The sequence below is a fragment of the Streptomyces cyaneus genome (genome assembly GCF_004028635.1).
Lineage (GTDB): Bacteria > Actinomycetota > Actinomycetes > Streptomycetales > Streptomycetaceae > Streptomyces > Streptomyces cyaneus.
The window spans coordinates 136,786-154,135 of record NZ_RQJW01000011.1 but is presented as its reverse complement, the minus strand read 5'-3'; the positions used below and the strand labels follow the sequence as shown (position 1 = coordinate 154,135).

General features: G+C 70.5%; 14 protein-coding genes and 1 pseudogene. 2 read left to right on the top strand and 13 right to left on the bottom strand.

Translation table 11 applies throughout. The features are described 5' to 3' along the window. The 6 genes and pseudogenes from trmD to EHO50_RS34500 all read right to left on the bottom strand — a co-directional run. On the bottom strand, nucleotides 1-834 hold the full coding sequence (trmD, locus tag EHO50_RS34525; protein WP_128435179.1) for a tRNA (guanosine(37)-N1)-methyltransferase TrmD: 834 nt from the start codon (nucleotides 832-834) through the stop codon (nucleotides 1-3). Next, nucleotides 831-1,376 carry a ribosome maturation factor RimM gene (gene rimM / locus EHO50_RS34520; RefSeq protein ID WP_128435178.1) on the bottom strand — a complete coding sequence of 182 codons (546 nt, stop codon included), beginning with the start codon at nucleotides 1,374-1,376 and terminating at the stop codon, nucleotides 831-833. The genes trmD and rimM overlap by 4 nt, the downstream gene beginning before the upstream one ends. 163 nt (nucleotides 1,377-1,539) lie before the next feature. Continuing rightward, entirely contained in the window at nucleotides 1,540-1,779 is a 240-nt protein-coding gene (locus EHO50_RS34515; RefSeq protein WP_003973401.1) for an RNA-binding protein, read from the bottom strand. A gap of 2 nt (nucleotides 1,780-1,781) precedes the next feature. Beyond that, nucleotides 1,782-2,201 carry a 30S ribosomal protein S16 gene (gene rpsP / locus EHO50_RS34510; RefSeq protein WP_030048919.1) on the bottom strand — a complete coding sequence of 140 codons (420 nt, stop codon included), beginning with the start codon at nucleotides 2,199-2,201 and terminating at the stop codon, nucleotides 1,782-1,784. Between the two features lie 431 nt (nucleotides 2,202-2,632). Next, the gene (locus EHO50_RS34505; protein ID WP_062709177.1) at nucleotides 2,633-3,229 is read right to left on the bottom strand and encodes a hypothetical protein; all 597 of its coding nucleotides are present in this window, start codon (nucleotides 3,227-3,229) and stop codon (nucleotides 2,633-2,635) included. Between the two features lie 261 nt (nucleotides 3,230-3,490). Continuing rightward, nucleotides 3,491-3,823, bottom strand: a pseudogene (locus EHO50_RS34500) (proline--tRNA ligase); the annotation flags it as partial. 302 nt (nucleotides 3,824-4,125) lie between these two features. On the opposite strand from EHO50_RS34500, the gene EHO50_RS34495 reads away from it, so the two are divergent. Further along, complete coding sequence (locus EHO50_RS34495) at nucleotides 4,126-4,983, top strand: class I SAM-dependent methyltransferase (protein ID WP_128435177.1); 858 nt, start codon at nucleotides 4,126-4,128, stop codon at nucleotides 4,981-4,983. Nucleotides 4,984-5,022: 39 nt separating this feature from the next. Here EHO50_RS34495 and ftsH read toward each other — a convergent pair whose 3' ends face one another. The 6 genes from ftsH to nsdA form a co-directional block, all read right to left on the bottom strand. Continuing rightward, on the bottom strand, nucleotides 5,023-6,960 hold the full coding sequence (ftsH, locus tag EHO50_RS34490) for an ATP-dependent zinc metalloprotease FtsH (protein ID WP_128435176.1): 1,938 nt from the start codon (nucleotides 6,958-6,960) through the stop codon (nucleotides 5,023-5,025). A 121-nt stretch (nucleotides 6,961-7,081) separates the two neighbouring features. After that, on the bottom strand, nucleotides 7,082-8,635 hold the full coding sequence (gene ffh, locus EHO50_RS34485; RefSeq protein WP_128435175.1) for a signal recognition particle protein: 1,554 nt from the start codon (nucleotides 8,633-8,635) through the stop codon (nucleotides 7,082-7,084). Nucleotides 8,636-8,753: 118 nt separating this feature from the next. Next, nucleotides 8,754-11,201 carry a [protein-PII] uridylyltransferase gene (locus EHO50_RS34480; protein WP_128435174.1) on the bottom strand — a complete coding sequence of 816 codons (2,448 nt, stop codon included), beginning with the start codon at nucleotides 11,199-11,201 and terminating at the stop codon, nucleotides 8,754-8,756. A gap of 70 nt (nucleotides 11,202-11,271) precedes the next feature. Then, a complete protein-coding gene (locus EHO50_RS34475) occupies nucleotides 11,272-11,610 on the bottom strand; it encodes a P-II family nitrogen regulator (protein WP_003997576.1) in 339 nt (112 codons plus the stop codon). Then, on the bottom strand, nucleotides 11,607-12,962 hold the full coding sequence (locus EHO50_RS34470) for an ammonium transporter (RefSeq protein WP_128435173.1): 1,356 nt from the start codon (nucleotides 12,960-12,962) through the stop codon (nucleotides 11,607-11,609). The genes EHO50_RS34475 and EHO50_RS34470 overlap by 4 nt, the downstream gene beginning before the upstream one ends. Before the next feature lie 335 nt (nucleotides 12,963-13,297). Then, nucleotides 13,298-14,791: a transcriptional repressor NsdA gene (gene nsdA / locus EHO50_RS34465; protein ID WP_128435172.1), complete on the bottom strand. Its 1,494-nt coding sequence runs from the start codon at nucleotides 14,789-14,791 to the stop codon at nucleotides 13,298-13,300. A gap of 458 nt (nucleotides 14,792-15,249) precedes the next feature. On the opposite strand from nsdA, the gene EHO50_RS34460 reads away from it, so the two are divergent. Further along, nucleotides 15,250-15,906, top strand: coding sequence for a bifunctional DNA primase/polymerase (locus tag EHO50_RS34460; RefSeq protein ID WP_128435171.1), 657 nt, complete (start codon nucleotides 15,250-15,252; stop codon nucleotides 15,904-15,906). 133 nt (nucleotides 15,907-16,039) lie between these two features. On the opposite strand, the gene ftsY is transcribed toward EHO50_RS34460, so the two are convergent. Continuing rightward, a complete protein-coding gene (ftsY, locus tag EHO50_RS34455) occupies nucleotides 16,040-17,251 on the bottom strand; it encodes a signal recognition particle-docking protein FtsY (RefSeq protein WP_128435170.1) in 1,212 nt (403 codons plus the stop codon). Between the last annotated feature and the right edge of the window lie 99 nt (nucleotides 17,252-17,350).

Below are 17,350 nucleotides of genomic sequence, written 5' to 3'. Positions count from 1 at the left end.
TTATTCTTCCACGCCGTCTGTCCTGCGCCAAAATCGGCCGAACCGCTCACCCTCCGGGTCGGGCATCCAGCCCAGGATGGAGAGCATCTCGCGGTCCTTCTTGTCGAAGGCCTTGGGGTCGCAGCGCTCTATGAGGTCGGGCCGGTTGACCGTGGTACGCCTGAGCGCCTCGTCGCGGCGCCAGCGGGCGATCTTGCCGTGGTGGCCGCTGAGCAGCACCTCGGGGATGTCCCGGCCGCGCCACTCCGGCGGCTTGGTGTAGACGGGGCCTTCGAGGAGGTTGGCCATCGCGCCGGGCGCGAAGGAGTCGTCCCGGTGGGACTCCGCGTTCCCCAGAACGCCGGGCAGCAGGCGTGCCACGGCTTCCGTGATGACCAGGACGGCCGCCTCGCCACCGGCGAGGACGTAGTCACCGATGGACACCTCATGGACGGGCATACGGGTTGCGTACTCGTCGATGACGCGGCGGTCGATGCCCTCGTAGCGGGCCGGCGTGAAGATCAGCCAGGGCCGCTCGGAGAGCTCGACGGCGAGTTCCTGGGTGAAGGGACGGCCGCTGGGGGTGGGGACGATCAGGGTGGGTGCGCCGGAGCCACTCTCGTAGCCGTCCGCCAGGACCGAGTCCAGCGCGTCGCCCCAGGGCTCGGTCTTCATGACCATGCCGGGTCCGCCGCCGTACGGCGTGTCGTCGACCGTGTTGTGGCGGTCGTACGTCCACGTACGGAGGTCGTGCACATGGACGTTCAGCTGCCCACGCGCGCGTGCCTTGCCGACCAGGGAGACGTTCAGGGGCTCCAGGTATTCGGGGAAGATCGTGACGACGTCGAGTCTCATGCCTGCTCGTCCCTCGACGAGGCGACCTCGGCCCGGTCGTCGATCAGGCCCGGCGGCGGGGAGACGATCGCCCGCTGCTCCTCCAGGTCGATCTCGGTGACGATCTCCTCGACGAAGGGGATCATCACCTCGCTCCCGTCGGGCCGCTCGACGATGAACAGGTCCTGGGAGGGCAGATGCGAGATCTCGGTGATACGGCCCACCTCGACGCCGTCCTTCGTCACCACGTCGAGGTCGATGAGCTGGTGGTCGTAGTACTCGTCCTCTTCCTCGGGCAGCTCGTCCGGGTCGACCTCGGCGATGAGGAGGGTGTTGCGCAGCGCCTCGGCTGCGGTGCGGTCCTTGACCCCCTCGAAGCGCAGGAGGAGACGGCCGCTGTGGACACGGCCCGTCTCGATGGTGAGCGGCCCGGTGGCGGCCGGGTCGGTGGCCAGGACGGCGCCGGGGGCGAGCCGCAGCTCCGGCTCGTCCGTACGAACCTCCACGGTGACCTCGCCCTTGATGCCGTGGGCACGGCCGATCCGTGCGACTACCAGCTGCACTGTGCTTGCTCTCCTGTCAGACGACCGGCCGTACGAGACGGCCATACAACTCGAGGACGGCCATAGGACTTGAGACGGCCGCAGGACTTCGGACGGCCATACGACTACGGGCCGGGGACGGCCCAGTGGCCCTCCCCGGCCCGAGCCGGTGCTGCGTTCGGCGTCAGCGGACGTGGTCCACGTCGACGAGGTCGACGCGGACACCGCGGCCGCCGATGGCACCCACGACGGTGCGCAGAGCGCGTGCGGTGCGGCCGTTGCGGCCGATCACCTTGCCGAGGTCGTCGGGGTGGACCCGGACCTCCAGCACCCGCCCGCGACGCAGGTTGCGCGAGGCGACCTGCACATCGTCAGGGTTGTCGACGATGCCCTTCACGAGGTGCTCGAGAGCCTCCTCGAGCATGCTCAGGCCTCGGCCGACTCGGACTCGGCGGCAGCCTCGTCCTTCTTCTCCGCCTTCTTCTTCTGGGTGATCGCCTCACCCTTGCCCTCGTCGTCGCCACCAAGGGCCTCGAACGACGGGCGCGCCTTCTTCGGCTCGGCAACCAGCAGCGGAGCCGGGGCGGGCTCGCCCTTGAACTTCTGCCAGTCGCCGGTCTTCTTCAGGATGGCGAGGACGGGCTCGGTCGGCTGCGCGCCGACACCCAGCCAGTACGCCACGCGATCGGCGTCGACCTCGATGACCGAGGGGTTGTACGTCGGGTGGTACTTGCCGATCTCCTCGATCGCACGGCCGTCACGACGGGTGCGGGAGTCGGCGACGACGATGCGGTAGTGAGGCGAACGGATCTTGCCCAGACGCTTCAGCTTGATCTTGACTGCCACGGGAGTGGGTTCTCCTGGTTTTGACGTGGTTGGGCACGGCGAGATGGCCGCGTGGGGTTGCGGTACCCGAGTGCCCGATGGACGCGTCAGCCGGAGGAGAGAGGGGTCCTGTGCGACTGTCGAGTACAGCTAGCCATTGTGCCACACGCTGCGGGTCACTTCTGGCCGAGGGGGCGGCGGGGGTGCCTGGGCATGGCTGAGGGGCACCCGGCGACCGGGGTGCCCTGGAAGTGGGTCGCGCGGCCCGGCGCCACGGGGTGCCGCCTGCGCCCACCCGTACCGTCCGAGCGGTACGACTGCCCGCAGGCGGCGCGGGCTACAGCGGCACCCCGGCGCCACGCGCACCGGCCACGCGCACCAATGCGCCATGCGTTCGGACGGGCCCGCGTTCCGACCGGCAGCCACGAGATGCCGGTGCGGGGGCCGCGCCGTTACGCCGCGCCCACGACCTCCGGGATCCGGAACGGCTTCCCACAGCCGCCGCATACGATCGGCGCCTGCGCCAGCACCGAGGGGACGACCCGGACATTGCGGCCGCAGTCGCAGACCGCCTTGACGCGGACGCCGCCCCCGGAGGAGCCGTGACGGGCGGCCGGGCCGCGGAAGGTCCGGCTGGTGTCGGCGGAGGTCGCCGCGGTGTGGGCCTTCAGGGCGCGCTGGAGGCGTTCGATGGTCGGGCGGTAGCGGCGCTTGGCCTCGGGGTTGAGTGTGACCAGGGAGAAGCCGCTGCTCGGGTGCGGCTCCTCGGGGTGGTCCAGGCCCAGCTCCTCGGCGATGGAGAGGAATCTGCGGTTGTGGTAGCGGCCGGCGCGGGAGGTGTCGCGGACGCCGCGCGCGGCGGCGATGCCATGGACTGCCTCGTGAAGCAGTCGCTCGAAGGAGAGCTCGTGACCGCACGCGGACGACGACTCCCCGATCAGGGACTCTGGCGCGGCGAGATCCGGCAGCTCGGGGTGGTACCGCTGAATGTCGGCCCACGCCTGTGCCAGCTCTGCGGCGAGAACAGGTGGTGTCTGTGTCGTGCTCACGTAATGACAACGAGCCGGAGTGCCGCTGTGTTCCGATTCCGGGCCATCCCAAATAATTTGCACGTACCCGTCAGTTGCGAATGATGCGCCACGACGAGGGCGGGTGCGCCGATCTGCGGAGAAGCCTCGCAGGTCATACCCAACCGGCGCGTAGCCTGACGTACGCACCGGCGCGTACGCCCCGTCCACACGCCGGGGCGGCTGTGGTTTGCGGGTGCGCAAGAGGCGTTTCGGCCGCTCTCGTTCCACACGGGCGTCATCTCAATCAGCGTGCGCAGCAACGGCGACGTTACCGGGTGCGTCATCGGCGTCCGGCACCGACCCGTCCTCGGCGACCAGACACCGTACGGTCACCGCGTGCTCGGCCGGCCTGGCCTCGCCTTCTTCGCCGAGCGTCGCCCACGGCATGCGCTCCCAGCCGCCGGCGCCGGCCGCTTCGACGGCCTGCTCGATCGTCGACACCTCGGAGGTACGGGACTCGCGGCGCTGTGCGGCGGGCCGGCATCGCCGTGCGTCGACCTGGACGCGGAGGCGGGCCGCCTTCAGCTTGTCGCCGAGTTCGTGGACCTTGGCCAGAACCGCGTCGTCGCCCTTGTGGCCCTCCTGACGCAGGAACTCGGTCGTACGCAGGACACCCGCGGCCGCAGCTCCCAACGCACCATGTTCGCCCACTGGTTGATCAACAAGGGGCATCCGCTCCCACAGCCCGTGTGGTCCACATTGCCGGCATGTGAATTCTCGCCAGTGGCACATGCGACTTCCCAGCAGGGGCCGCTTTCCACTGGACGCACGGTCCCGGGCGGAGTTACCTGGCATACGGGGGGAGTGCGAGCGCATGCCACGGGGGCTACGGAAACGGGCACAGGGGCAACTCTCGGCGGATTGGGGCGCTTTAGATGACACCTACGCTCGTGCGGCAGCACCTACCTCATGCGGGCGCGACGCCCCGCGTGGACCTGTGTGCACGCGCGCGTGACTGGTCCGAAATCCAGGAGCGGATGCTGGTCCCGCTCTACGAGGCGGTATACGAGCGACTGGACGTGGGCCCGGGCACACGGCTGCTCGGCCTCGGTTGCGGCAGTGGGCTGGCACTTGTGATGGCGGCCTCCAGAGGCGCGGCCGTCACGGGTGTCGAGCCTTCCTGCCCCGAGCGGCTGGCTCTCGCACGGCAACGGCTGCTGCCCGAGGCGCGGGACACGCGCGCGCGTGCCGAGACCCGGCTCGTCGACGGCTCACCGCGGGACGCGGCCGACGCGGAGACGCCCGCGTACACGCTGGTGACCGCCTTCGAGCCCATCGGGTGCCTCGCGGGCGACTCGGAGGGGCTCGGTGAGGCCCTCGCGGCCGCGACGCCGCTCGCCGAGCGGGGGGCGGCCGTGGTGCTCGCCGGCTGGGGTCCGCCGGAGCGCTGCGCCACGTCGTCCGTGCTGCGGGTCGCCACCAAGTTGGCCGATCCTTTGCGCAGCACGGGCAGTTGGCGCCCCGCCCTGCGCGACGACCTGGAGGAGGTCGCCCAGCGCGCGGGCCTGAGGCCCGACGGCTCCGGGCGGGTGGCCTGCCCCTTCGGGTACGCGGACGTCGACAGTGCCGTACGGGGGCTGTTGTCGACGGGGTTGTTCGACTCGGCGATCGCCGCGACCGATCAGGTGCAGGTGGACAAGGAGTTGACGGAGGCACTGCATCCGCATCTGCGGCCGGACGGCACGGTGTGGATGCCGAACGTCTTCCGGTACCTGATCGCGCGCGTGCCCTGATCGCGTGTGCCCTGATCGCGCATGCACTGAGCGGGCCCGTTACGCGTCGGCCTCCTTGGTCAGCCGGGTGATGCCCGCGATCCGGTAGGCGTCCGCCTCCTCCAGCGTCTCGTTCTCCAGCAGAGCCTCCGCCAGCGCCTCCAACTGCCGGTGGTGGTCGCGGAGTTTGCTGCAGGCCTCCTCGTAGCACTCGTCGACGATCCGGCGCATCTCGGCGTCGATCACGTCGAGGGTCTGCGGGGCGGCCGCGAGCCCGTACGCCTGCTGGGCGTCGCTGGGCAGGGCGGACAGCCGGCCGACCCGCTCGCTCATTCCCCAGCGGGCCACCATGCCGCGCGCGATGTTGGTGACCTGTTCCAGGTCGTTCTCCGCGCCCGTGGTGACGACCCCGTAGACTACTTGTTCGGCCGCCATGCCGCCCAGTGCGCCGATGATGCGGCCGCGCAGGTACTCCTCGGAGTGCGCGTACCGCTCCACCTCGGGCGTCGACATCGTCACCCCGAGCGCCCGGCCGCGCGGCACGATGGTGATCTTGCGGACGGGGTCGGCGCCGGGCTGCAGCATGCCGAGGAGGGCGTGCCCGCTCTCGTGGTACGCGGTGCGCCGACGATCCTCCTCGGGCATCACGAGGGTGCGCTCGGCGCCCAGTTGCACCTTCTCCAGGGCCTCGGAGAGGTCCGAGGCGGTCACCTGCTCCTGGCCCCGCTTGACCGCGAGCAGTGCCCCTTCGTTGGCGAGGTTGGCCAGATCCGCACCTGTCATGCCCGGGGTCGTACGGGCGAGCTGGGTGAGATCGACGTCCTCGGCGAGCGGGATGTCACGGGTGTGGATCTTCAGGATCGCCTCGCGTCCACCGCGGTCGGGCGGGGAGACGTTGACCACCCGGTCGAAGCGGCCGGGGCGGGTCAGCGCCGGGTCCAGGATGTCGGCGCGGTTCGTGGCCGCGATGACGATCACGCCCTCGGAGCCGGAGAAACCGTCCATCTCCGTGAGGATCTGGTTCAGCGTCTGCTCGCGCTCGTCGTGGCCGCTCACGGACGCGCCGCCGCTGCGCACCCGTCCGATGGTGTCGATCTCGTCGATGAAGATGATCGACGGCGCCACCTTGCGTGCCTCGGCGAACAGCTCCCGGACGCGGGACGCGCCGACTCCGACGATCATCTCGATGAACTCGGACGCGGAGGCCGAAAAGAACGGCACGCCCGCCTCGCCCGCCACGGCACGCGCCAGCAAGGTCTTGCCGGTGCCGGGCGAGCCTGCGAGCAGCACGCCGCGCGGCATCTTGGCGCCCATCCTGCGATAGGCGTCGGGATGCTCCAGGAAGTCGACGACGTCGTCCAGCTCGCCCTTGACCTCGTCGATGCCGGCCACGTCCGCGAACGTCGTGCGCTGGGTCCCCGGCCTCAGCTCGACCGGCTTGGGCGGCGCCTTGCGCCCGAACATGCCGCCCGCGCCGCCCTTGCCCGCGCCGAACCGCCGGGCGACGAAGATCCACACCGCGACGATGATCACGATCGGTGCCAGCGAGATCAGCAGGTTGGAGAGGAGACCGCGCTCCTTCACGACCGGCTGCGCGGTCACCGTGACGTCGCGGCTGTTCAGCTTCTGCCAGAGGTCGTCGTCCGCGAAGGCCGGCCGCTGCGTCTTGAACTTGGTGTAGTCGCCGTCGCCCTCGGGGTTGTCCCGGGCGTCCTTGAGCTCGCCCTGGATCGCGTCGCCCTTGGAGTAGATCTTGTCGACATTGCCGGCGTCGACCTGCCTGCTGAACTCCGTGTAGGAGATCGTCGGCTCATTACCCCGGTCGAGGTACGTCAGCCCCACATAGGCGAGCAGGAAGACGATCACCGCGGTGAGGAGCAGGCTCCACCAGCGGCCGCGCATCCGTCGCCCACCTGGCCGCCCGGGCGGCTCCTCCGGCGTGCCCTCGGTGCGCCACGGCTGGTCAGGGGCCTTGCGTGGTGGCGCCGCATTGCTCATATCTGGACGTTACGGCAGGCGGCGGGCCACGGCATGCGCAGAGGGCGCCCCTCCTGGAGAAGGGCGCCCTCTGCGACGTACGGGACGGGCCTCGGCCCGTGAACTTCTTGAACTGAACTGGTCAGCCCATGAACTTCTTGAACTCGTCCGGCAGCTCGAAGTCCTGCCCGGCCTGCTGGCCCGGCAGCCCGAAGGCGCCTCCGCCCTGAGCGGCGGCGGCCCTGCGGGCGGCCTCCTCCTGCTCCTGCTGCTTGCGCTTCATCGGGTTGCCGGAGCGCTGCTTGCCCTTGGCCTTCTTCGGCGCCTTCTTGGTGCGGCCGGGGCCGCCACCCATGCCCGGCATCCCCGGCATCCCGGGCATGCCGCCGCCCTGGGCCATGCGGGACATCATCTTGCGGGCCTCGAAGAACCGCTCGACGAGGTTCTTGACCGCGCTGACCTCGACACCGGAACCGCGGGCGATACGGGCGCGCCGCGAGCCGTTGATGATCGTCGGCTCCTGGCGCTCGGCCGGGGTCATCGACTTGATGATCGCGGCCGTGCGGTCGACGTCCCGCTCGTCGAGGTTGTTGATCTGGTCCTTGATCTGGCCCATGCCCGGGAGCATGCCGAGCAGCTTGGAGATGGAGCCCATCTTCCTGACCTGCTCCATCTGGGCCAGGAAGTCGTCGAGAGTGAAGTCCTGGCCCTTCTTGGAGGCCAGCTTCTCGGCCATCTTCTGGGCTTCGGCCTGGTCGAAGGTCTTCTCCGCCTGCTCGATCAGGGTGAGCAGGTCACCCATGTCGAGGATGCGAGAGGCCATCCGGTCCGGGTGGAAGGCGTCGAAGTCGTCGAGCTTCTCGCCGTTCGACGCAAACATGATCGGCTTGCCGGTGATCTGCCGGATCGACAGGGCCGCACCACCGCGGGCGTCACCGTCGAGCTTGGAGAGCACCACGCCGTCGAAACCGACACCGTCGCGGAAGGCCTCCGCGGTGTTGACGGCGTCCTGACCGATCATCGCGTCGACGACGAAGAGGATCTCGTCCGGCGAGACCGCGTCCCGGATGTCCGCGGCCTGCTGCATCATCTCCTGGTCGATGCCCAGGCGGCCGGCGGTGTCCACGATCACGATGTCGTGGACCTTGGCCTTGGCGTGCTCGATGGAGTCCTTGGCGACCTTGACCGGGTCACCGACGCCGTTGCCCGGCTCCGGCGCGAAGACCGCGACACCGGCGCGCTCGGCGACCACGCTGAGCTGGTTCACGGCGTTGGGGCGCTGGAGGTCGGCGGCGACCAGCAGCGGCGAGTGGCCCTGCTCCTTCAGCCAGTGGCCGAGCTTGCCCGCGAGGGTGGTCTTACCGGCACCCTGCAGACCCGCCAGCATGATCACGGTCGGCGGCTGCTTGGCGAAGCGCAGGCGGCGGGTCTCGCCGCCGAGGATCGTGACGAGCTCGTCGTTGACGATCTTCAGGACCTGCTGGGCCGGGTTCAGCGCCTTGGAGACCTCGGCGCCGAGGGCGCGCTCCTTGACGTTCTTGATGAACGTCCGGACGACGGGCAGTGCCACGTCCGCTTCGAGGAGCGCGATGCGGATCTCGCGCGCGGTGGCGTCGATGTCCGCCTCGGAGAGCCGTCCCTTGCCGCGCAGGTTCTTGAAAGTCGCTGAGAGGCGATCGGAGAGAGTATCGAACACGGCGCTCGCGGTCCTCGGGGTCGGTGGCAGCTGGGAATCGCCCTCCAGGGTATCCCGGCGGCGCAGGTTGCCGGGATCCCTGGTCCAGGGCCTGTCTTTCGGATGAGCTCGGCGGGGCCTAGCCCCGCAGCGTCTCCTCCAGCTTGCGCGCCACGGAGGCCGCTTCCTCGCTGGGCAGCGGCGCGCCCTCCGGCCCTGTGACATAGAACGCGTCTACGGCGTTGGCGCCCAGGGTGCTCACGTGCGCACTGCGCACCCGCACGCTCGCGTCCTCCAGCGCCCGGCCGATCCGGAACAGCAGTCCCGGCGCGTCCTGTGCGCGGACCTCGATCACCGTGGCGAGGCGGGAGGCGGCCGGGTGGACCGACACCCTCGCCGCCGGCGCCACGACGCCCCGACGGCGCGGATACGCGGCGTCCCGCTCGGCAAGGCGCCCCGCAATGTCCAGGGAGCCGTCCAGGGCCCGTACCAGGTCGGCGCGCAGCCGGGCGGCCTGCGGCAGGGAGCCGTACTCGGCGGCGACCCGCCAGTCCAGCAGCAGGACGGAGCCCTCGACACCGTCGGGGAGATCCAGGGCGCGCAGCTCGGCGGTGCGGACGGTCAGGCGGTGCATCGCCAGGACGCCGGCCACCGCGGGCAGCACGCCCGGCTGGTCCGGTACGGCGATGAGCAACTCCACGCCGAGCGGCTCCGGGTCGCCCGAGAGCTGCTCCTCCGTCGGCGGCTCGGTCTGCGCGCGCAGGGCCAGCACCGGGCTGCCGGTCGCCATCGCCTCGATGGCGAGCCGCTCCTGCTCGGCGGTGGGCGCGGCGGCCTCGGGCTCGTCCAGGTCGTCCCCGGCGAGTACGGCCGCGACCCGTTTCACCAGGTCGGCGACGAGCGAACCCCGCCACGACGACCAGGCTGCCGGGCCGGTGGCCAGCGCGTCCGCCTCGGTCAGGGCGTGCAGCAGCTCCAGGGTGCCCTGGGAGCCGACCGCATCCGCGACCGAGCGCACGGTGGCCGGGTCCTCCAGGTCACGCCGGGTGGCCGTCTCGACGAGCAGCAGGTGATGGAGTACGAGGGTGGAGAGCACGGCCACGTCGTCGCGGTCGAAGCCGATGCGCGCGGCCACGTCCTTGACGATGATCTCGCCGGCCACCGAGTGGTCGCCGGGCCAGCCCTTGCCGATGTCGTGCAGCAGCGCGGCGACCAGGAGGAGGTCGGGGCGGTGGACGCGGCGGGTGAACTCGGAGGCCCGCACGGCCGTCTCGATGAGATGCCGGTCGACGGTCCAGATGTGCACGGCGTTGCGCTGCGGGCGGCAGCGCACCCGCTCCCAGTCGGGGAGGAAGCGGGTGATCAGCCCTTCGGCCTCCAGTGCCTCCCACACCTCGACCGTCGGACGCCCGGACCCCAGCAGGGTCACGAGCTGCTCACGCGCCTCGGCGGGCCAGGGCGTGGGCAGCGGGCGCACGGTGGCCGCCATGCGCCGTACGGCGTGCAGGGAGAGCGGGAGTCCGGCCTGCGCGGCGGCGGCCGCGGCACGCAAGGGGAGCACAGGGTCGCGTTCGGGGCGCGCGGCGCGGGCGAGCACCACCTCGCCGTCCTGCTCCACCACGCCCTCGGCCAGCGGTGAGCGCTCGGCGGTCGGCTTCCCGCCGCCCAGCATGGCGCGCAGACGCGGCCGTACGGCACGCGAGCGCAGCACCCGCCCCACTTCGCGCCAGGTGACATCGCTCGCATACGAGATGACCCGCGCCGCCTCGTACACCTGCCGCAGCAGCGTGTCCGCGTCGAGCAGGCCCAGCTCGGCCGCGACCTGGTCCTGCTCCTGGAGCGCGAGCCGGTCCGTCGCGCGCCCCGTCGTCAGATGCAGGGCGTCGCGCGCGTCGAGCAGTCGGCGCCGGGCGTCGTCGAGGCCCTCGCGCGGGGCGTCGGCCAGCCAGGAGGCGGCGACGGCGCGCAGGATGGTGGCGTCCCGCAGACCGCCGCGGGCTTCCTTCAGGTCGGGTTCCAGGAGGTACTGGAGCTCGCCCTGGCGCTCGGCGCGCTCGGCGGACAGCTCCTGGAGTTCGGGCAGGCGCTTGGGCGCCTGATTACGCCAGTCGGCCAGGACCGCCGTCCGCAGTCCGGCCGTAAGTCCGAGGTCGCCCGCGATGTGGCGGGCGTCCAGCAGGCCCAGCTGGACCTTGAGGTCCTCGCCGGCGGTCTTGCGGGCCTCGGCCGGCGTACGCACGGAGTGGTCGAGGGCGAGGCCGAGGTCCCAGACGGGGTACCAGATGCGGTCGGCCAGGGCGGCCACGGCCGCGGGGTCGCTGCCGTCGTGGAGCAGGAGCAGGTCGAGGTCGCTGCGCGGGGACAGCTCGCCTCGGCCGTAGCCGCCGACGGCGATCAGGGAGGCGCCGCGCAGTCCCTCGGCCCCGGCGGCGAACAGGCCGGTCAGCCAGTCGTCGGTCAGGTTCGCGAGGGCCGAACGGCGCGGCGGCCCGGACTGCGCCCCCTCGGTGAGGAGACGCAGCCGGGCCGCCGCATAGCCGCTGGGTCCCGAGTCCTCTGCATCCTTACGAACGTCCGTACCCGACACCCAGCGACTCCTGTCCTTCTTCTTCTCTCAGAGCGCGTTCTCTTGGAGTTCTGCTCTCAGAACGCGCTTCTCAGAGCGCGTCCGGTCCGCGCTCGCCGGTCCGCACCCGTACGGCCGTCTCGACCGGCAGGGACCAGACCTTGCCGTCACCGATCTTGCCGGTGCGGGCGGCCTTGACGATGACGTCGATCAGCTGCTCGGCGTCGTCGTCCTCGGCCAGCACCTCGATGCGGATCTTAGGGACCAGGTCGACGGTGTACTCGGCACCGCGGTAGACCTCGGTGTGGCCCCGCTGACGACCGTAGCCGCTCGCCTCGGTGACCGTCAGGCCGTGCACTCCGAAGGCCTGGAGGGCCTCCTTGATCTCGTCGAGCCGGTGCGGCTTCACGACGGCGGTGATGAGCTTCATGCGTCCACCTTCTTGCTCGCAGCCGCGGCGACCGGGGCCGTGACGGCGGTCTTGGCAGCACCGCCACCGGCGCCACTGAAGTCGTATGCGGTCTCGGCGTGCTCGGCCTGGTCGATGCCGGCCACCTCCTCGTCCTCGGAGACCCGCATACCGATGGTCTTGTGCAGGACGAAGGCGATGAGCGCGGAGGCGATCAGGGAGTAGGCGAGGACACCGCCGACACCGGCGAGCTGCTTCCACAGCTGGTCGAAGCTGTGGTCGCCGTAGAAGACGCCCGTGGCCTCGGACTGGCCCTTGCCGCTGGCGAAGAAGCCGATCAGGATCGAGCCGACGACACCGCCGACCAGGTGGACACCGACGACGTCCAGCGAGTCGTCGTAGCCGAACTTGTACTTCAGGCCGACGGCCATGGCGCACAGGACACCGGCGATCGCGCCGACGGCGATCGCGCCGATCGGGGTGACCGAACCACCGGCCGGGGTGATCGCGACCAGACCCGCGACCGCGCCGGAGGCGGCGCCCAGCGTGGTGAACGCGCCGTGGCGGATCTTCTCGTAGATGAGCCAGGCCAGCATGGCGGCGGCGGTGGCGACCTGCGTGTTGACGAACATCAGCGAGCCCACGCCGTCGTCGTTGCCGAGCCACGAACCGGCGTTGAAGCCGAACCAGCCGAACCACAGCAGACCGGCGCCGAGCATCACCAGCGGGAGGCTGTGCGGACGCATCGGGTCCTTCTTGAAGCCGACACGCTTGCCGATCACGAGGATCACGCCGAGCGCCGCGGCACCGGCGTTGATGTGGACCGCCGTACCACCGGCGAAGTCGATCACGCCCATGTCGAAGGCCCAGCCGCCGTCACCCCAGACCCAGTGGGCGACGGGGAAGTACACGACCGTGGCCCACAGCGCGATGAACAGCGCCCAGGCGGAGAACTTCACGCGGTCGGCGAGCGCACCGCTTATCAGGGCGGGAGTGATGATCGCGAACATCAGCTGGAAGACGAAGAAGACCAGCAGCGGAATGTTGTACGTCGTACCGGCCGAGCTCCACAGCTCGCCCTTGTCGACGCTGCTGAGGCCGACCCAGTCGGAGTTCCAGCCGATGAGACTGCCGGAATCCGTGCCGAAGGCGAGGGAGAAGCCGTACAGCACCCACAGGATGGTGACGATCCCCAGGCTGATGAAACTCATCATCAGCATGTTCAGGGTGCTCTTGACGCGGACCATGCCTCCGTAGAAGAAGGCCAGGCCCGGGGTCATGAGCATCACCAGGGCGGAACAGATGAGCATGAAACCTGTGTTGGCGGGCGACAGCTCTACCTTGTCTGCCGCCATCATGATGGCTGGAGCCATCGGCGTCTCCTCGTGTTGGTACGGCCCCGTGCGGGCGAAGCCTGAGCGGAATTGAGGGGCGGGCCGGTTATGCGCCATGAGATTGGCGCAGCGCGGTTTCGTTGGAAGCCCCTCGTTGTTTCGCCGCCGTGACGAAGACGCCCTGCGTGTTACGCGTTGATGAACTGCGAGATGTTCGGCTGCCTGATCGTTATCGTGGCGCAACCTTCACTGAAGGAAGAAAAGCCGGCCGCGGTCGGCCTTCCGATGACCTGGCATGGGGGAGCCGAGTCGGGCAGTTCGGGAGGGCCGGCCGCGGCCGGGGTTCTGGGGTTTCCGGGATTCACCCGGGGCCGTCAGACCGCCTCCGCGGTCTCCGGCAGCTCCACCGCGAGCTTGTCGGTGAGGTCCACGACCTCGGCGAGATCCCCGAAGTCGCGTACGGCCGTGTCGACCGTCTTTCGAATACGAGTGTTGACGCGCTCGGAGCGCACCTTCTTGGCGATCTGCATGGCCTGCTCCGCATAGACCGCGCTCTGCTCGGGCTCGCGCCGCAGCAGATGAACCGTGGCCATGCCGATGAGGTTCAGTGCGTACGACCGCTGGTGCTCACCGTCGTTCGCGAACAGGTCCACGGCCTGCTGCATCAGGGGCTCGGCCAGCGAGGCGTACGTGGGGCTGCGGCCTGCGACGTAGGCCAGGTCGCGGTAGGAGTGGGAGTTCTCGCCGTACAGCTCGGCCTCGGAGAAGAAGCGGATCCAGTCGGGGTCCGGCTCGTCCCACTCGTCGGCCTCGGAGAAGGTGTCCTCGGCCATCCGGACCGCCCGCTTGCACTTGCCGGGCTGGCCCATGTTGGCGTACGCGCGGGCCTCCATCGCATACAGCATGGACTGGGTGCGCGGGCTCGCGCAGTCCCGGCTGCCGTACTGCGCGAGGTGGACCAGCTCCAGGGCGTCGTCGGGCCGGCCGAGGTGGATCATCTGGCGGCTCATGCTGGAGAGGATGTACGAGCCGAGCGGCCGGTCGCCCGCCTCCTTGGCGGCGTGCAGGGCGAGGACGAAGTACTTCTGGGCGGTGGGCTGGAGCCCCACGTCGTACGACATCCAGCCGGCCAGCTCCGCCAGCTCGGCGGCGACCTTGAACAGCTTCCTGGTGGTGGCCTCCGGCTGGGGCTCCTGGAGCAGGTCGGTCACCTCGTGCAGCTGGCCCACGACCGCCTTGCGGCGCAGCCCGCCGCCGCACTGGGCGTCCCACTGCCGGAACATTACGGTCGTGGACTCCAGCAGGTCCAGCTCAGGCCTGGACAGGCGGCCACGCGCGCGCGAGGACGGGACGGGCCGGGGCTCCTGGTACGGCGCCGGGGGCGCGGGGACCAGCCAGCGCTGCATCGGTTCGATGAGGGCCGGGCCCGCGGACAGGGCCAGCGAGCTCCCGAGGAAGCCGCGCCGCGCCAGCATCAGGTCGCTGCGCGAGAACTCGCTGAGCAGGGCCACCGTCTGCGGACCCGTCCAGGGCAGGTCGACGCCGGACACGGAGGGTGACTGACGGGCGGCCCGCAGGCCGAGGTCCTCGACGGAGACGACGCAGCCGAACCGCTCGGAGAACAGCTCGGACAGGATCCGCGGGATCGGCTCGCGGGGGTTCTCGCCGTCCAGCCAGCGCCGTACGCGGGAGGTGTCGGTCGAGATGTGGTTGGCGCCCAACTGGCGGGCACGGCGGTTCACCTGGCGGGCGAGTTCGCCCTTCGACCAGCCGCTGCGCACGAACCAGGACATGAGCAGCTCGTTCGGGCGCTTGTCGGCGTGCGATGCGCTACCGGCATTCGTACCGCTTCCGCTGTTGCCGCTCACTGGAACGCCCCCATCCCTTGGACCACTTGTCACCGAGTGCGCCAAGCCCTATCAGAATGCCGGTAAATACGGCCGTCCGTCCGGCAGTTGTCACCCTTCGAACGGAAAGCCGACTTGCCTCCGGCATACCCACGAGTGCATGTGCCCCCAAGGGCCGTGCACTCACGGTAATCCTACGATCACGGGCCCAGCCATGGCGATCCCGGAAACGCCACCATTCGCCACCCCTTCGAATGAACTAACGGTGGCCTCCACGCGATTCACTTGACATAGGACGGCCGGAAGTGGGCGGAGCGAAGCACTCGGGGGCGCGTGTCGCCAAGCCCACAACCCGGAGCACTTCCAGGCGCCGCGTGGACCGAGCGGCGCCAGCGGGTAACCGGCGATCCAGGAACACACAGGGTCACGTAGCGAATCCGTGCCGTAACCACCGGCGCGCTGGACCCGTTGGAGGGGGCATGGGCTTCACGATCGGCGGCATCCGGGAGATCCGATCCGGCTCGCGACGACGCGGCCGCTCCTCGGAGTGCACCACCGTCGCCGAGTTCACCGGACTGTGGAGCTGGGACGTGGTGCCCGGCGCGCGAGCCGCGGCAGGCGCCTGCTCGTGCGGCCGCTCCGACTGCCACGCCCCCGGCGCACACCCCCTCGACTTCGCGCCCGAGGTCCCGGCAGGGGCCACGCTCGACGAGGTCGGCAGGGCCTGGGCGGAGGTGCCGGGCGCCTCGGTGATGCTGCCGGTCGGGCGGGCGTTCGACGTGATCGAGGTGGCCGAGCCCGCCGGCCGCCGCGCGCTGACCCGGCTCGAGCGCATGGGCCTCCCCCTCGGCCCGGTCACCGCCACCCCCGAGGGCCGCGCCCACTTCTTCGTCGCCCCCGGTGCCGCCGCGGAACTCCCCGAGCTCCTCTACCGCATGGGCTGGGACGACCAGACCCACCTCGACCTGCGCGGCCTCGGCCCCGGTACGCACATCACAGCCCCGCCGTCCGACCGGGGCGGGCTGGGGCCGGTGCGGTGGCTGCGGCCACCCGAGCTGGACTCGGCGACGAGGCCCCCGGCCGCGCGCCTGCTGCTGGGGACGCTGGCGTACGTGGCGCATCGGTCGCGGGTGTAACGGCCGTAGCGCAGGGCACAGTCGCCACAGTTCGTCACAGCCGTCACAGTCGTACACAGCGAAGCGCCCGTCCCCCAACTGCACCTTGGGGAGCGGGCGCTTCTTCGGCCACCTAGGAAATTTCCCAGGTGGGTCACTCTCCGATAAGGGCATCGACGAACGCCTCCGGCTCGAACGGCGCCAAGTCATCGGCGCCCTCGCCCAGCCCGACCAGCTTCACCGGCACGCCCAGCTCGCGCTGGACCGCGACGACGATGCCGCCCTTGGCCGTGCCGTCGAGCTTGGTGAGCACGATGCCGGTGATGTCGACGACCTCGGCGAAGACGCGGGCCTGGACCAGACCGTTCTGCCCGGTCGTCGCGTCCAGCACGAGCAGGATCTCGTCCAGCGGCGCGTGCTTCTCGACGACCCGCTTGACCTTGCCGAGCTCGTCCATGAGGCCGGTCTTGGTGTGCAGGCGCCCGGCGGTGTCGATGAGGACGACGTCCGACCCCATCTCCTTGCCCTCCTTCACCGCGTCGAAGGCGACGGAGGCGGGGTCGCCGCCCTCGGGCCCGCGCACGGTGTAGGCGCCGACGCGCTCGCCCCAGGTCTGGAGCTGGTCGGCGGCGGCGGCACGGAAAGTGTCGGCGGCGCCCAGGACCACGCTGCGGCCGTCGGCCACGAGGACGCGGGCGAGCTTGCCGGTGGTGGTGGTCTTACCGGTGCCGTTGACGCCGACGACCATCACGATGCCGGGCTTGCTGGTCTCCGGCTCCGTCTTCACCGTGCGGTCGAAGTCGGTGCCGACCAGCTTGAGCAGCTCCTCGCGCAGCAGGCCGCGCAGCTCATCGGGGGTGCGGGTGCCGAGGACCTTCACGCGCTCGCGCAGCCCGTCGACCAGTTCCTGGGTGGGCAGCACGCCGACGTCGGCGGTGAGCAGCGTGTCCTCGATCTCCTCCCAGGTGTCCTCGTCGAGGTGCTCGCGCGACAGGAGCGTGAGCAGCCCCTTGCCGAGGGCGTTCTGCGAGCGGGAGAGCCGGGCGCGCAGGCGGATCAGGCGGCCGGCGGTGGGCTCCGGGACCTCGATCTCGGTCGGCGGGAGCTCTTCGACGACGGGCGGTTCCTCGACGGCGGTCGATGCTCCGCCGCCCGGAAGGTCCACCTCCTCTATGGTCCGGCGCGGTTCGTCGCGCGGCGTTTCGGCCTCGTCGCCGACGTGCGGCTCGGCCGGAGGGGCGGTGATGTCGGGGGCGGCGGGGGGCGGCGGGGGCAGCTGCTTCTTACGGCGCGTGCCGACGATGAGCCCGCCGAGCGCGCCGAGCACCACCACGGCGATGACTACAGCAAGGATGAGGATGTCCATAACGCGTCCAGTATCCGCCATGGAATATGGGTTACGCTGGCCTGGATGTCTGACACACCGTCAGCTAACGTCCTCCCCCACACCCGCCCGGTGAAGGGG

Excerpts from the sequence above, each read along its gene's own strand:
- trmD (WP_128435179.1), bottom strand. The coding sequence starts at position 834 with ATGAGACTCGACGTCGTCACGATCTTCCCCGAATACCTGGAGCCCCTG.
- EHO50_RS34515 (WP_003973401.1), bottom strand. The coding sequence starts at position 1,779 with ATGCTCGAGGAGGCTCTCGAGCACCTCGTGAAGGGCATCGTCGACAAC.
- EHO50_RS34495 (WP_128435177.1), top strand. The coding sequence starts at position 4,126 with ATGACACCTACGCTCGTGCGGCAGCACCTACCTCATGCGGGCGCGACG.
- ftsH (WP_128435176.1), bottom strand. The coding sequence starts at position 6,960 with ATGAGCAATGCGGCGCCACCACGCAAGGCCCCTGACCAGCCGTGGCGC.
- EHO50_RS34475 (WP_003997576.1), bottom strand. The coding sequence starts at position 11,610 with ATGAAGCTCATCACCGCCGTCGTGAAGCCGCACCGGCTCGACGAGATC.
- EHO50_RS34470 (WP_128435173.1), bottom strand. The coding sequence starts at position 12,962 with ATGGCTCCAGCCATCATGATGGCGGCAGACAAGGTAGAGCTGTCGCCC.
- EHO50_RS34460 (WP_128435171.1), top strand. The coding sequence starts at position 15,250 with ATGGGCTTCACGATCGGCGGCATCCGGGAGATCCGATCCGGCTCGCGA.
- ftsY (WP_128435170.1), bottom strand. The coding sequence starts at position 17,251 with ATGGACATCCTCATCCTTGCTGTAGTCATCGCCGTGGTGGTGCTCGGC.